The 16287-nt window shown below is 43.3% G+C and carries 8 protein-coding genes; 2 read left to right on the forward strand and 6 right to left on the reverse strand.

Translation table 11 applies throughout. The features are described from left to right. Positions 1-121 precede the first annotated feature (121 nt). A complete protein-coding gene (locus BT_RS05020) occupies positions 122-2821 on the reverse strand; it encodes an alpha-d-galacturonidase (protein WP_162303161.1) in 2700 nt (899 codons plus the stop codon). Positions 2822-3040: 219 nt separating this feature from the next. Between BT_RS05020 and BT_RS05025 the strand changes: the two genes are divergently transcribed. Continuing rightward, complete coding sequence (locus tag BT_RS05025; RefSeq protein WP_008765790.1) at positions 3041-5473, forward strand: ATP-binding protein; 2433 nt, start codon at positions 3041-3043, stop codon at positions 5471-5473. 39 nt (positions 5474-5512) lie between these two features. Further along, positions 5513-6058 carry a GNAT family N-acetyltransferase gene (locus BT_RS05030; RefSeq protein WP_011107559.1) on the forward strand — a complete coding sequence of 182 codons (546 nt, stop codon included), beginning with the start codon at positions 5513-5515 and terminating at the stop codon, positions 6056-6058. A gap of 482 nt (positions 6059-6540) precedes the next feature. Here BT_RS05030 and BT_RS05035 read toward each other — a convergent pair whose 3' ends face one another. The 5 genes from BT_RS05035 to BT_RS05055 form a co-directional block, all read right to left on the reverse strand. Then, positions 6541-8949: an ABC transporter permease gene (locus BT_RS05035; RefSeq protein ID WP_011107560.1), complete on the reverse strand. Its 2409-nt coding sequence runs from the start codon at positions 8947-8949 to the stop codon at positions 6541-6543. Positions 8950-9154: 205 nt separating this feature from the next. Beyond that, positions 9155-11359, reverse strand: a complete 2205-nt coding sequence (locus BT_RS05040) for an alpha-L-rhamnosidase C-terminal domain-containing protein (protein WP_062695108.1) — start codon at positions 11357-11359, stop codon at positions 9155-9157. A 5-nt stretch (positions 11360-11364) separates the two neighbouring features. Continuing rightward, complete coding sequence (locus BT_RS05045) at positions 11365-13224, reverse strand: right-handed parallel beta-helix repeat-containing protein (protein WP_011107562.1); 1860 nt, start codon at positions 13222-13224, stop codon at positions 11365-11367. 19 nt (positions 13225-13243) lie between these two features. After that, entirely contained in the window at positions 13244-15340 is a 2097-nt protein-coding gene (locus BT_RS05050; RefSeq protein WP_011107563.1) for an aceric acid hydrolase, read from the reverse strand. Positions 15341-15475: 135 nt separating this feature from the next. Then, positions 15476-16210 (reverse strand): DUF5131 family protein, encoded by a 735-nt coding sequence (locus tag BT_RS05055; protein WP_062695943.1) that lies wholly within the window; start codon positions 16208-16210, stop codon positions 15476-15478. Positions 16211-16287 lie beyond the last annotated feature (77 nt).

The following is a 16287-nucleotide window of genomic DNA, read 5'->3' on the forward strand; positions in this document are numbered from 1 at the left end:
GTCTATCATCTTTTTGTTGAGTTGCCGCTATTTGTTTCAAGCTTTGGAACAAATGGTTTCAAGGCATGAAACTAATAGTTTCAAGCCTTGAAACTAAATAGCGGCTTACAGCAATCGTTCATTAGTAAAACAACCAGTCCATCGTTTCTTCGTCTCCGGCAAGTCCGGCATTACGAGTTTTCATATCCGCAGCCGTAAATCCAAGAACCTGAAGGTAGCCTTTGGGCAACATCAACGTATGTTTTCCTGCCGGAAAGCTATATGCGTGTACATTCGCTAATGGCATTCCATTGATATGGATTGCATTGGTCAGTACAGGTTCCGCCTGACCGTAATCGTTGGCAGATGCATCAATCTCCAGTTTCGGAGCTTTGGCATACTTCTTCTGATCGTCTTTAAAGTAGGCTACTAATAGTTTGACTGGAGCATTTGTTTCAAAAGTAATGCTTGTTCCTTTTTCCCGTTGTTCATTTCCATTAAAGCGGAATGCCTTCATTCCCTTCAGTTCAGGAGCTATTGCTTCTATTTTGCCCGGAAGATCCGTGAACAAGGAAGTTCCTTCATTCAGTTTCACTGTCGGATAATTCGATATTAAGTTCACATACGCAGGAGCCCAGGCAGCGATCTCTACCGTTTCAGTCACCGCATTGCCATTTTGCTTTTCTTTCAGCATGGCAAGGTTCGCCTTGAAGTTCTCCAATTCTTTTTCGTAGTGTACCAGCAGTTCTTTCCATGTCTTATTATGGCCATCGTCCCCGCCGATAGGAATACGGCGCTGGGCAGTCTGCATACTGTTGGCATATAAATAATGCTCGTCTGTCAGTTCCACTAGTTTGCGGTAATGTTCCAGACTTTGTTCCATCAGAGGGATAGCTTCTTCCAGATTCTTCATGTCTTTTCCCCACTGATAGTCCAATACCAGTTTCGCAGCTTTCACTTTCAGATTAAACGCATAGGCAAACTCACGGTAACAATGCATATCATTCTGCAGACGTGCGAATTCTTCTTTGTTAGAGGAGATGGAACCGGCTGCCTTGTCAATCGCTGCTATTGCCTTATCACCGTGTTCAATCACCTGAGCGACAATGTCCAGCGGCATCTCACCTACATGAGGCTGATTCTTCCATTCTTTCTCTACAAATTCGATCAGCTTTTCGCCTTCCGGTCCGCAGCTTTCATAGAATCCCGGATAGATGGTATATTTGTACGGATTGACAAGCTGGCTCATAAACATACCCAACAATAACGTCTGACGGTTTCCTTCTGTGATACCAAAACGACGTAATAACTTCGGGGCAATTTCTCCGCTTTCTTCATAAGCAATGCGAATATTGCCTGCATTCTCGTCGGATGTTCCGTAGAACTGTCCCAGTTGATGATTCCAGTAACCGATCTCGTCAGCACGATCCCGATGGCTGTTCCACGCATAACGTCCCCAGGTCTGATACCAGATCCAGTCGCGGTCCAGTTGGAATTCCCGTTCGTCATTTGGCAGTTTATCGGCTGTATATGGCCAATCCCAGTACGAAGCCTGCGGATAAAGGTGCAATGCATTGGCACCGTGCACGTTGTGCATCGCTTGTACCGCCTTCTGTACGAAGTCTGGAGAGCCCCAACGGAATGGTTCCAGATTTGCCAGGATATGTACATTACTGATATGAATAGATCCTAAAGAGCTCAAATCCGTATGAATCTTCGACCAGGGGCCACGAGGCTCGTAAGTTGTCAGTGATTCACCATTATACTTATGCATCGTATAAAGATTCTTATATATCGGCAATGCCGCATCCATTACCAGTTTGCAGTCCGTATCGTGTGCGCGCAGCAAAAGAGGCGGTTCGTCGGTACGTCCCAATGCCTGTAATCCGTCTTTTACACCCGGAATGATGGTCTTTGTGAACCATTCCACATCATCTTCTACCGTACACATGGCTTCACCCAAACAAACCAGCAGTCCCACATTCGGATATTTCTCTATAAATGCGGCAATGCTTTTACGGGTATAGTCTGCAATCAGAGGAGTGATGGGACGGTTACGGTCCTGCGTTTTCAGTCCATAATGCTCTGCAAATGGTTTGGAAAGGATGATATTGTAGAACATCTGTATCACGAAGATACCACGTTTGTCCGCTTCTTCCGTAAGGAAAGAAAACATCTCTTCATTCTTCTTGAACGTCTCTTCGTCTACTTCCAGCGCAAACGGATAATCTTCCAGTTTGACCAACGATGCAAACGGATGACCATTCCAGAGATACAGGGAATTCATGCGATTGGCTACCAGCATATCGAGGTATTTAATCCATTGTTCCTTATCATAAAACCAAGGGAAACTTTCCGGAGTATACGGATACTCATACACACCGTGTCCCGGCAGGTAAGTCATTTTCTGCAGACCGACACAAGCACCGCGGAGCACCATTTCCGGACCATCTTTCAACTCTTCCGGAAAGTCAAGCTTGCCATCAGAGTCGTTCACACGGTCTATCAGTTCGCGACTTCCGTAGATCACTCCGCTTCCGTCTCTGCCGCATACTCTTGTCAGATTACCGGCAGTCGTAATATGAAAGCCTTCTTTCTTAAGCGTCGTATCATTCACTTCCGTCAGCAGAATCGTCTTTATTTCAGGATCGGAGAATGTGGTATCCCCTTGTTGCATCATTACCTGATAACCGGCTTTATCCAGGGTAGACTGTAACTGTTCCGCACTGAACAGAACGCGGTTTGACGCATCCGGCGGAGTCATTATTTTCACGGTTTGCTTACCACACGCAGCTAAGAAAAGGGTGCATGCCGCAAACATGAACAATTTGGTATTTTTCATTCTTCTGATGTATATTATAAAATGTATAGTTTCATTCTTTTATAAAAGAAAGACGAAGTAAGTCCTTGTTTGTACTCATTTATCCACTCTTCCACTTTTTGATACCATATTACCACATTATTCATCCAAAACATCTGTAATCCCCTTTATTCTTTAAAATAATATCTATATTTGCCGGACAGTATTCTATAATAAAAAAAGAAAACAAGAGCAAACAATATGGAAGGGCAATTGAATTTGGACTGTGAACGATTTCAACAAATTACTCAAATGGCGAAAATGGGATGGTGGGAGTCTGATGTAAAAAATCAACAGTATATTTGCTCTGATTTTATCGTTGATCTGTTAGGACTTGAAAGCCATCGGATCAGCTTTCAAGAGTTTCATCACAGGATACGCGAAGATCACCGCACGCGTCTCAGAAACGAATTTATCTCTCATTCAAATCTTGAAACTTATGAGCAAATGTTCCCTATCCAAGCTAAAAACGGAGAAATATGGGTATATTCCAAGATCAGTTTCAGAAAACCTGATAAAGAAGGATACAGAGACATATTCGGTTATTTGCAATACGTGGACAAACCTGCGGAAAACAGATGCGGAAACATCGACTTCTTTCATGTAAACAGTCTGCTTTATCAGCAAAACAGCATCTCCTATTCATTGCTCGCTTTTCTGCAATCCGATAATATCGCGGAGATAATCAATCAAATATTAGGTGACCTGCTTAAACAGTTCGGAGGAGACCGTACCTATATCGTCGAAATAGACAGAAAGAAAAGGGTTCAGAATTGCATGTATGAAGCTACGGCGGAAGGGGTATCCGAAGAGCGGGATAATCTGCAGGATATACTTTGGGATGAATCTTTTTGGTGGAACAGGCAGATTTCAAACAGGAAGTCCATTATTCTGAATACTTTGGACGATATGCCCCAAGAGGCTCAGGAATACCGCAAGCTGCTCGAATCACAGAATATTAAGTCACTAATGGCAGTTCCGCTCATATCCAAAGACAAAATATGGGGATATATGGGCATTGATATGGTGAAGGCTTATCGCAGTTGGAGTAATGTAGATCTTCAGTGGTTTTCTTCATTGGCAAACATTATCAGTATATACATAGAACTGCGCAAGTCCGAACTTCAAGCGAAGGAAGACCGACTGGCACTGGATCATAGAGAAAAGATTCTCCGTAATATCTATAAGAATCTGCCGGCTGGTATCGAACTTTACGATAAAGACGGTTATCTGATTGATATCAATGATAAAGAACTGGAAATATTCGGCTTAACTGATAAAAATGAGGTCTTGGGGATCAATCTGTTTGACAATCCCAATATTCCGCAAGAAATAAAAGAGAAGCTAAGGGCGCGGAATGATGTAGACTTTTCAATCAATTATGATTTCTCCAAAGTAAATAAATATATAGAAACTCAACGGAAAGGAGTCATTAACCTCACTACGAAAGTAACTACGCTTTATGACTCTCAGAATCAGTTCATCAACTATCTGTTTATCAATATAGATACAACAGAAACCACCAATGCATACACCAAGATACAAGAATTTGAGAATCTGTTTCTCCTGATTGGTGATTATGCCAATGTGGGGTTTGCACACTTCAATATACTGACCAGAGATGGCTATGCCCAAGATACATGGTATCGGAATTTAGGTGAAAAAGATGGGACTCCTATGACTGAAGTAATTGGAGTATACTCACATGTACATCCTGAAGATCAGGCGGTTCTGAAGAGTTTTGTCCGAGGAGTCAAAGAAGGGAAAGCTACCAGTTTGCGGAAAGAAGTCCGTGTTAGCAGAGAGAACGGGAAATATACATGGACCAGTATCAATGTTATGGTCAGAGATTATCGTCCGGAGGAAGGCATTATCGAAATGCTGTGTATCAATTATGATATTACCACTCTGAAAGAGACTGAACAGAAACTGATTATCGCCCGTGATAAAGCGGAAGAACTGGACCGTCTGAAATCAGCTTTTCTGGCTAATATGAGTCACGAAATCCGTACTCCGCTGAATGCGATTGTCGGCTTTTCCAGCCTGTTGGCAGAAACCGAAAGCAAGGAAGAATGTCAGGACTATATCAAGATTGTACAGGATAATAATGACCTTCTCTTGCGACTGATATCTGACATTCTCGATCTTGCGAAGATAGAGGCAGGAACATTCAACTTTGTATATGCCGACTTGGATGTAAATGAGGTCTGCTCTGAAATTATCAAGTCCACTGGTATGAAAGTGAAAGGAAATATCAAGCTCCTTTTTGAAAAGCAAATCCCCGAATGCCATATCTATACAGATAAGAACCGGTTTATGCAGGTGATCACTAACTTTATAAATAATGCACTAAAGTTCACCCATGAGGGGACTATCGCTTTGGGATACGAACAGATATCTTCTCAGAAAATAAGGTTCTATGTGCGCGATACAGGCGTTGGAATCCCTGCCAGCAAGATAAACAGCGTATTCGAACGTTTTGTAAAACTGAACAATTTTGTCCAGGGAACGGGACTGGGACTTTCTATCTGTAAAAGCATCATTACACAGATGGAAGGAGAAATCGGGGTAGATTCAACTGAAGGAGCAGGCTCCTGTTTTTGGTTTACACTTCCTTACCACACAAATGAGTGAAAAAAGGTATATCTTTGCACTTCATTTATTACCATTATTATGCAGACTTACATAGAAACATCCCGTTTAATTCTCCGCGATTGGAAGGAAGAAGATATTCCGGCTTTTGCCCGCATGAACGCCGACCCTCATGTTATGGAATTTTTTCTCCATCCGCTGACTCCGGAAGAATCACTTGCTTTTTATCACCGTATCCAAAATGAGTTTCAGACCTGTGGCTTTGGCTTGTATGCTGTAGAACGTAAAGAAGATCATGCTTTTATGGGATATACCGGACTGCATCAGATCACATTTGACGTTGATTTTGCTCCGGGTATAGAAATCGGCTGGCGATTGGCGCACGAATATTGGGGACGTGGTTATGCTCCGGAAGCAGCAACCGCTTGTTTGGAGTATGCTCGTAAGAGTTTAGATATCAAAGAATTGTTCTCGTTTACTTCTCTTCCCAACCAACGTTCGGAAAGGGTGATGCAGAAAATAGGGATGGAACGGGTTAGAGAATTTGGTCATCCGCTTGTTCCGGCTGAGCATCCGTTACATAGACACGTGTTGTATTACATAGATTTAAGAAAGCATTCATCGTAAGGTATTCAGTGCAATGACATAAAAAGAGAAAGGGAGTAATGTATCAATAATTTATCGATTCACTTAGAAGATACAGAACTTTTCAAAATCAGCACCAACATCTATACGAAAGACATTGACTAATGATACAGTAACTTCCAGTCATTTATTAATAAATTCTTTCATCGTTTATTATAAACGTCCTTCCAGTTTATTATAAACTCGAATTTCGATCTTACTGCAAGGAATATCAATTTTAAGCAACAAAAAGGGCTGCAATTCCCATAAAGAATCGCAGCCCTTAGCTTGTGTCAGACTATCTAACAAGCATTATCCGGAGTGGGAATGCCTGCAAACTGTTATTATATTATACTTATTATTGCTCATTTTTTCGTCTATATTATCAATGTTATCGAATTTACTTCCGGTTTTCACTTACAAAGATACAACATTAAAAGTGGTTTGTCAACTCCTCCATGCTTCTTTCATACATCCATTCAGATTTATTCCGTCTTTATAATCTCCGCAGGATTAATTCGTGCCGCCTTATTCACTTGCCAGAACAATGTACCTGCGGAAATAGCTACGACAACCAACAAAGCTATCACAAAAATAGAAATGCTTACCGGAGTTTTGACCACAAAATCTGATGTATATATGTATATCAGATAGTATGATAATGGCATCGTGAGTAATGTTGCACCGCCTATAATCCATATATATTTGCGGAACAGGATGGAATAAAGATTCCTGAGCCGGGCACCATTCACTTTCCGGATGGCTACTTCCCGATATCGCTGGCGGATATCAAATAACGAAAGACCAAATAATCCCAAAGCGGAAACAAATATAGAGATAGTGGCAAAAAGGGTGAAGACGGTTGCAATGCGGCGGTCGTCCTGATACAACGCTTTTATATCATCTTTCAGCCAATGATAATCGAATTCATTAGAGTTATATATGTCTTCCCTGCATTTCTTAAGATAATCAACTAATTGTTTTTCTTTTCCCGGCACACAGGATATTTGACACTGGGCATTAATTCCTGCGCTGGATATCATATATATAATCGGCTTTTTACCAGCAGTCAAATGTCCAGAGTAATAATCTGCAATAATAGCCTGTACAGGCATCAATGACAATCCACCTTCTACTATTTTACCATTAGATATAGAACTCCAAAGTGAACTTTCACCTTTGACGAATGCATCTTCCCGACGGGTATAACCAAAAGCTTTTAATGCCGCTTTGTTCATAGCTACCAGATAATCGGCATGTCCATTTACTTCATCGGGCAATGAACCATCAACTATATGTAATCCATATAACTTAAAGAAATCCACTGTTACCCACATCATTGCCATATTTAACTTTCCTCCCTTATCATTTATCATACTTGACATGCTACCAGCCGATAAAATGCCTTCGCGACCAGTATCTCCGGCAAACCAGTGTTCGATATATGGGCATTCATTCAGCTTCTGTTCCATAACTTCTCTGTCATGCCACCGCTTATTTTGTATTTCCTGACTATCCTCCCACCATTGGTTAGGAAGCTTTGGCATCAGATCAGCATATAAAATTCCTTCGGTTCTGAAACCCGGAGGTGTATTCAGCAGGAAATGAAGATGATTACTAAAATACAACGATAAGATGATCAGTAAAAGAGTGATACTATATTGCACAAATAAGAAAAGGGTGCGTGTTTTCACTGACTGACGTGAAGTACCAATCGTACTTATAGACACGACCGGAGGCAAATAATTGTATTTAAGATAAGGATAAATCGTTGTCAACAGTGGCAACAATATAAATATTGCCAAAGAGAGCTGCCAATCGAAAGCTGTATACATAACGTTGCTTTCCAGCAAACGATTGGCATATCCTGAAAACATCTCTATAAAGAACCATGCGAAAAATAAAGCGATGAGTACCATCAAGACATTCTCTGTCCATAACTGAAGAAAAAGTGTACGACCTCTCATGCCAAATACTTTCCTGATGCCATACTCCTTGGAACGCTTTAGCATAAAAACCAAATAGATATTGACGAAATTGAGAATGCCGGCCAAAAGAAGCAACAGGCATACACAGGACAGTACCCATAAATGAAATCGACTGCTGTAATGCCACATTTCCGGAGCATCGGCTTTTGCTGCTAATATCTTATTCCAATAAAGCTCACTGACAGGAATAAAATCATAACGTATACGGTAACCGCCATCAGCTTGACGGTAGATATTACTAATAGCGTTAATAGCATCTACATCCACTCCCGGCATAAAACGGATAAGTTCAACCAGCATCTTTCCCCATCCTCTTTCTCCATTCTTGAGTTCGAGGTTTAAAACGATGTCAAATGTTAACGAGGATTTACATGCCGGTTCATCCAATACACCACAGACAGTGAGAAGATGACCACCGGAATAACTTAGTTTTTCTCCAATTGGATTTTCCTTTCCAAATACACGCTCGGCAAACTGGCGGGTAACAAGTACATCATTGGGAGCTTTCATTGGTGTACCACTGAGGGGATACGTGAAGAAATGAAAGAAAGCGGTATCTGCCGCTAATAATTGTACGGTATACGGCTTTCCATTTATGGCAACATTATCATTGCTGAAAGTTACAAAACGGGCCTTTTCCTTCACAGCTTCCGGAGAATAGAAAACTGTATCTGCTCCACTATATCCATCTGATACACTACCTGCATATACATTCCCATCAATATCCCGAAGCGGTATATATACATTTTCAGCATCTATGCAATGAGTATTTACTCGTGTCTCCTGATGAATATAACGTACCAGTATGATTGTACACGCCAGACTTAATGACAAGCCGACAATATTAATGACTGTATATGATTTGGAGCGCACAAGGAAACGCCATGCATACTTTAGTGTTTTCATTATATTCTGTTGTTTGCAGAAGAATACTTCAAATCCTGTGCCAAAACATAAAGCGTTATATACTAGTGATTTGGATTTATCAGCATATATTCTTTTTGTGCATATACGCACAAAAAGAGTGCGATAATGCACAGATAGAAAGACCTCCGGCCTATTGCCGCTATAGCAATACAACCGGAGGCCTTATTTCAATCTGAATCTCTGACTACAAACGATAGGTAACAATCCTTTCTTCCGGAGAATCAATCCAAAGGCGCCATACACCTTCCGAAACCTTCTCCACAGTTCCCATATTGGCTTTTGGCTGACGGCGACTCTGGATGGTCAGATAACCTTTTCCTTCCGTGGCCTTCACTTTAATGGTTTTATTATCCATGTAGACATGAATGTCTCCGTTCGGAGTAGGTACGGTACCTTCCATCCATTTCAAACCTCCCAATACCGGACTGACAGCAAACTCTTTATAACCCTCTTTCGTTGGTTTGACTCCCAAATAGTATTTACCCAGCAGATAAATAGGACTTGCTCCCCAAGCGTGGCACAAGCTCTTTCCGTATGGGCGGCCATACATGGCAAGATGCTGTGTTCCGCTTTCCTCCGGATTATATTTCTCCCAAAAAGAGGTTGCTCCTGCTTTCAACATTCCACCCCAGTAAGCTTTCATTTCTTTCATTACAGTCTCCTGCTCACCAAGAGCACAAAGGGCTTCCAGTTCGTAAAAACGCATATAAGGCGTTGTTATTTTCAGAATCTCATCATTCAGGAGAACGGACTGTTTAATGGCCTGCTGCTTATCCGCATTCAGATAATCAAAGAAAACAGAGAACATATTAGCGTATCGGGTTACGGCATCACTCTGACGTCCATCCACACAATTGTGCACAAATGCCTGTTTCTGATTATTCCAGAAAGTCGGCTCTAATTTTGCTTTTAACGCAGAAGCTAACTTCTCATATTTTTGTTGTCCGTCCTTATCTCCGACTAAATCTGCACAAAGTGCCATCGTCTCCAGACTCCGGCAAAACAAAACCTGTTCGAAAGAAAGTTCTCCCTTTTTGTCTAAATAGCCATCCGCCCAGTCCACAAATACCCAGTCGCCGGACATTCCTTCCACCATACCATTCTTATTCGTACGTCCCAATACATAATCCATCATTGTTTGCATACGTGGATATAGCTGGTTGACGAAATGCCGGTCACCGCTATACATATAATAATCATATACGCTTAAGAACCAGTAGAAAGTGTAATCCATAATGGTGTTACTATGGCTGGTCACCGGATCTTTTCCACGAAGTAACCAGATGGTACGCTTCACGGACTCACTGTCAAAGAACAGATAATAATTCATCAGATAACTTTGGATGGCATCGCCACTCCATACCCAACGGTCGCGCTTGATACCGTCTATAAAAAACTCGCGTGTAGTAAGATGCATCGTGTATGCTCCCACCTCCCAGATACAGTTCAGTTCCTCGTCGTTACAACGGAAGTTACCACGATATTCTTCGGGAAGATATTCATATTGCATAGATACTTCACCAATCTGTACTTCCGGTTCGTGAGTGATGTATACATAGCGGAATGCTTTGCTGTTCTCCAGCGTATATTCATTATCAGAATGATGCAAAGGAGATGTGCTGCGGATAGCGAGATCAGTGATCTGTCCCGGCTCCAGCAGGAGTTTATCCAATGTTTCGCAATATGCTTTGTCTTTCGCTTCTTCCGGACTTTCACCATAATAGAGGTCAATCTTTCCCTTGCCCGAAAGGTTCTTTAATGTGATAAATCCGAAAGTTTCTTTTCCAAAATCATACAGTATGCCTCCTTCCGGTTGTTCTGTTTTAGCGACAGGTTGCTGAGGTTCACGCATCAGGCTGAATTGGGAAGGACGTTGAGTGGCACCGTCAAAGTTCCAGCATCCGGCATCCATATAGATGGTGGCAGATGTGTCACTAGCCTTACCGCTTTCATCGATCCATTCCTTATCTTCATAAGTTACCCGCCAGGACGAATCAGAGTTTACCGTCTTTCCTTTCACATAGATAGTGGGAGGCGTTGCCTGATTCCATACTTTAATATTTAGGCTATGTTTTCCTGCCGGAAGCAGCAAGGTTTCAGGCATTCCGAACTGAAGTTTCCCGTCCAGCTTCACATTATATGTTCCCTCGGCAGCAATAAACACTTCTTCTGGTTCGGAAAGATTCAATACTTTGCTGAACTCTACGACTACATAATGACTGTCTGTTTTCCAAAAAGGAGGAAAAAAAGCACCACGTTCCGTACGTCGGTTGTTCATCTGGTTGCCCAACCAGATTTCATAGTCCCCCGGATACCATATCCAAGTTTGGGCAAAGGTGCTGCTTGCCAATGACAAGGCACCCAAAAGTATCATGCATTTCTTTTTCATTTTTCTTATTTCTTCAAGTCCCTATATTCGGCTTCCAACCCTGCACGTTCACGAATGACTGTATCTACCTGCGGACCATTGTTCTCCCATACATTTCCGGGACCGTTCGCATTTTGCAGATACTTCTCCCCTTCCGTCCAGTTATCGCGTACAGTGATAAAAGAAGAGCCTTCGTCCGTATAGAGATAAAACCAATGATTGGGATCGTGTACATAACCTGGCTTATAAATGCTATGTACGCAATTCTCAGTTACATAACTTTTCGGCTGCGAGCCCAGTGTATAAACTCCGGCTACGTCATACATATGCTTTGCATAGTGATGAATCAGATTCGCGTGCACTCTGTTGTTACGCATACAGTTCACTGTCTGCGTCCAGCCCCAGCCAAGGCTGATGCCGCTATAAGGAACTTCGCAGATTTCATTGTGTTCTATATTAATATCTTTCACATAGCCCGCAAGGATTGCAAGACATCCCCAATCTTCATTACCCACTTCGGTAAAGTAGCAATTACTGATTTGTTGATGCGCGCATACTTCCCGAAGGTCGGTAGGGTCATAAGGTAAATGTGTTTCATGGGCAGCCGGAGAGAAACTGCCGACCACCAGTCCGTTCCCCGCAATATCACGGAAAAGACAGCCACGAACGACACCGCCCTGCACGGCTTCTTCATAATCCAGCCCGGTTGAGCCTAAATGATCGAACCGACAGCGCTCAAAGTCGATCTGATTGGCAGCAGCCACGCTTACAGCCGCGGCAGGACGTCCCAGCCATCCTTGATTATCCAAGGGATGATTCAGATAGTCCCGTTCCATTTTCGGGTCAATACGATAACCGTCTGTCAGATACATTCCCGCCTGAAGAGGAACATGGCCTTTCTCAGACGGACGCATCCAAGTCGTATGAGAGAACGTGATTTTCTCAAAACGGATATGTGAAACAGGACGGTCGAACGTCCCTTTTACTTGTATCAATGTCTCTATGGCAGGCACTATCACTTCCGTGCCGGCATCCTGCAACTTCTCTCCTTCCCGAGGATAATAATAGACTTTACGGGCATCTATGTCGTGATACCATTCTCCCGCTACATCCAGTAGTTCACGGGCATTCGTCAGATAAAAAGCAGAATTATGCCCATCTGTCGTTACCATCGGACGTGGCCAGGGATGCTCAAACTGAATCCGGCTCTCCGGCTGATGAAAACGTATTGCGGCACTGTCTCCAGCCAGTTCGACAGAACGAATACGAAGATTGGCCACACACCACATCTGATGCAATACCATCTCTGCATATTTGGCCTTCAAAGCCCCTTTTCCGTCTACCAGTCTGCGTATGGCAACCGCAGGAACATAAAGAATCTCATTCTTCTCGTCCACACTGCAAATGCGGTTCATCTTCTCAAAATCCTCTACGTCACGGGCACGGACAGCTTTCTTACCATTCACCCATAACTGACGGAAATCCAGTGGCCGCCCGTTGAACATGGGCACATCCGCTACCCAGAGTTTTCCCTGCTTCTTCCATCCACCGATCCGGATGCCGCCACTCAATACCACTTTTTCATCAGCTACCGGGCGGATCACCGTGGGAGAATCCTCCGTCCCGCTGTCTTCCGGACGAATAAACACCGGTTCATAGAGTGCATACGTACCGCCTTCCATACAGATCGTAATTCCTCCCCGCACCCGTTCATCATCTGTCCGGCGCCATTCGCGTGCCTGACGCAAAGCAGAAGTCAACGTCGCTTTCGGAGATGGACGTGTACCGTCATTGAGATCATTCCCCTGCGGCGAAATCCAGATTTCACCTGCTGACAGCAGATGTGCACCCAGCAGGCATATAGTTGTTACCAATAACTTTTTCATTTTTCTTTTTTACAATGGGTTATCTTGCTAGCGGCATCCAGACTGTCATCTCTCCTTTACCTCTGTTTCCCCATGCATAATAAGGAATCAGACGAATATCCACAGTTTTCTCTGCTTGGACAACCGGACGATAAAGCACGCCTTCCCAAGACTCAGACGATGCCAGACGCGCTTTCCCTTCCAGGGCTACTATCGAACTGCCTTCAATCGTCGTTTTCTTCGGAATCAGCTTTATGTCGGCAGGAATCAAGATGTTATCGATCTTTTCTCCATTTGCAATGTCCATACTCTCCAAGCAGTAAACCAACGGACCACGTTTCACTACCACCTGATTACGGATTTCTTCTGCCAACGGATGAGCTTCGAGCAGACAAACAGGCATATCCATGACCAGTTCTACCACATCTCCTTTCTTCCATGTACGGTTCACTTCCGCATAGGTATTTGCCTTGGCATTCATGGATACCGGTTGACCGTTCACTGTCAACGCAGCTTTCCCGCACCATTCCGGAATACGGAAGAAGAGGGAGAAAGCACCTGCTTTACGGGGCACTTTGTTCAACGTTACACGTACATTGCCTTCCCAAGGATAGTCCGTTTCCTGCACCAAAGCAAGTTCCCCCTTGTCCTTCCAGTTTGTAGTCAATGTATTTGCACCGTACAGGTTGCAATAAATCCCTTCCGGACTCAATGTATAAGCATAATTCTGCGCCTGACAAAGCGTACGCAATGTATTGGGCGGACAACAGAAACAACTGATATATTCCGTCCGTTCTTTCGGCCAACGGAGTGTATAAGGCAGATCGGCACTGATACGAAGAGGATTCGTATAGAAATACTTCTTTCCATCCAGACTTATGCCACTCAATACACTATTATAAAGGCAAGTCTCCACAAGCTCCGCATACTTGGCATCTCCCGTCACTTCCAGCATACGCCAGTTGAACAGCATATTACCTATGTTGGCACAGGTTTCATTATGTGCCGTACTGTTCGGTAACTGATACGGACGACCATAGCTCTGATGCACTTTCTGAATGCTATCCGGTTCATAGCACGTTCCATCCGGTGAGGTGCCGTCATACAAAGCACCGCAAGCTCCGGTCACGTACATCTTTCGGGTGACAATATCGTTCCAGATACTAGTCAGGTTCTTCATCAGTTGTTGTTCACCCGTCTCCGCATACACATCTGCCACACCTGCATACAGGTAATTGGCACGTACGGCATGTCCCATTGCACGATATTGGTCACGGAAAGGGATACGGTCCTGATTATCATCCGTACCACTTTCTACCATACCGCGAATGTCAATCAGGTTTTTTGAAAGTTCCAGATAACGGGGATTTCCTGTAGCACGATACATCTCCACCACTCCCATATAGTGTGAAGGGCAAATAGCATTGCGTGCCAACTCGGCAGAAGCCGTCTCATAGAAGTGACAAAGGAAATCTGTAGCTTTCACGGCAGCATCAAAAAGAGTCGTTTTTCCGGTAGCACGGTGGTGAACGATACCTGCCATCATCAGGTGTCCCAAGTTATACGTTTCAAAATTCAACCGATTGGCAAATGCACCTTTTTCGTCCTCGGAGCCTACTTTCGTACCAATCACTGTCTGTTGTTGGGAATCAGCCAGCGTATGGCTGTCTATTCCCTTATTCAGTTCTTCTATAACAACCGGCGTATGTATATAACCATCTGCACGTTGGGCTTTTACGACACAAGCAATAAAGTTGTCCATTAACTTGTCCAATTCCGGATCTTTATTGACAGCATACACAGAAGCGACTCCTTCCATCCACTTGTACATATCTCCATCATGGAACGGAGGCCCCCAATGTTCTCCCTTGCATACACCGGCAGCAATCTCAAAATTACGGAAACCATGAGAAACTTCCGGCGTGTTCCATGTATTCCACATACTCTGCAAGGAAGTTCCGCTAAATACATTAAAACGCTCTCCCCAGAATCCATTCGTCCAGTGTACGGCATCAATTCCGGTATTTGCCATCTTTGCATAACGGCTCTGACTCATATCCGTCAGCCCATTGCTCTGCGCAAATGCTCCCGTGACGGAGGCGGAAGCTAAAAGAAATAACAGCTTTATCTGTTTCATTTAATATGGATAATTTTAAAATTTACACACTATCTCTTTAAGGAGAGACGTGATTATCCATATTTTGTACTCAATAAAGGGATGTGAAAGCTGTCCGACAGCCTTTGCATTCCCTTATTCCTGTTTGTTCTTTCGTTATTTTTCGGGAGTATAATTCAGTTCCGCTTTCCTCGCCTGTGAGTGCTGGAACTGTCGGGCGACTTTATACTCATGTCCGTCTTTCAACAGATAACTTCCTGTCTGCTTGAACCAGAAACCGACATGAGCTTCCACACATTGACGGCGAATGTCCAACACCCAGTCATAATTGCAAACGCGGGCTTCCTTACCGGACTCTCCTCCTGCCACTACCTGCTCTACCCATCCTTCCAATTCTCCTCTGAAATCAATCTGACTAAGAAGGGGTTCACAGATAATAATTTTATGTTTAATAGGACTTTCTTTATAAATAGGTAAGCGATAATCGACTCTGTCCTGATTCTCCATTGTACAACAAATTGTCACATTGTCGTATCCATCTCCCCAATCCGGTGGCAGGCACTGTTGCAGTCTGTCTATCCGCTTCGTAATAAACATAAAATGAAGGTCCTGCCGTATCCGCATCATTTCCCATGCTTCGGCACGCCATTCATCCACATCTTCAATCAGAAAATCAGAGGTAAAACAGGTATATACCAGATTTCCCGAGGGTATCTTATATTCTCCATTCTTTTTCTTCTGCAAAGGCAAACCGAACTTTTCCGTCTTTGTCACCACCGAACTGTCTTTTCCGTATTTGCCATCCGTACGATATACATAGCAGTGGCGGCAGCCTTCACTCCATTTGTGACAGCCGTGCCATAAGTTCCACATTGATGCTTTCCCGCCCATTTTCTTTTTTTCTTCAAATGTATGCTTTATCTGTTTCATAGGCAAATTTTCATTCAATATCCGATAGTCAGGGTAGA

Origin of the sequence: Bacteroides thetaiotaomicron VPI-5482, assembly GCF_000011065.1 — a bacterium.
GTDB lineage: Bacteria > Bacteroidota > Bacteroidia > Bacteroidales > Bacteroidaceae > Bacteroides > Bacteroides thetaiotaomicron.

Excerpts from the sequence above, each read along its gene's own strand:
- BT_RS05020 (WP_162303161.1), bottom strand. The coding sequence starts at position 2,821 with ATGAAAAATACCAAATTGTTCATGTTTGCGGCATGCACCCTTTTCTTA.
- BT_RS05025 (WP_008765790.1), top strand. The coding sequence starts at position 3,041 with ATGGAAGGGCAATTGAATTTGGACTGTGAACGATTTCAACAAATTACT.
- BT_RS05030 (WP_011107559.1), top strand. The coding sequence starts at position 5,513 with ATGCAGACTTACATAGAAACATCCCGTTTAATTCTCCGCGATTGGAAG.
- BT_RS05035 (WP_011107560.1), bottom strand. The coding sequence starts at position 8,949 with ATGAAAACACTAAAGTATGCATGGCGTTTCCTTGTGCGCTCCAAATCA.
- BT_RS05040 (WP_062695108.1), bottom strand. The coding sequence starts at position 11,359 with ATGAAAAAGAAATGCATGATACTTTTGGGTGCCTTGTCATTGGCAAGC.
- BT_RS05045 (WP_011107562.1), bottom strand. The coding sequence starts at position 13,224 with ATGAAAAAGTTATTGGTAACAACTATATGCCTGCTGGGTGCACATCTG.
- BT_RS05050 (WP_011107563.1), bottom strand. The coding sequence starts at position 15,340 with ATGAAACAGATAAAGCTGTTATTTCTTTTAGCTTCCGCCTCCGTCACG.
- BT_RS05055 (WP_062695943.1), bottom strand. The coding sequence starts at position 16,210 with ATGGGCGGGAAAGCATCAATGTGGAACTTATGGCACGGCTGTCACAAA.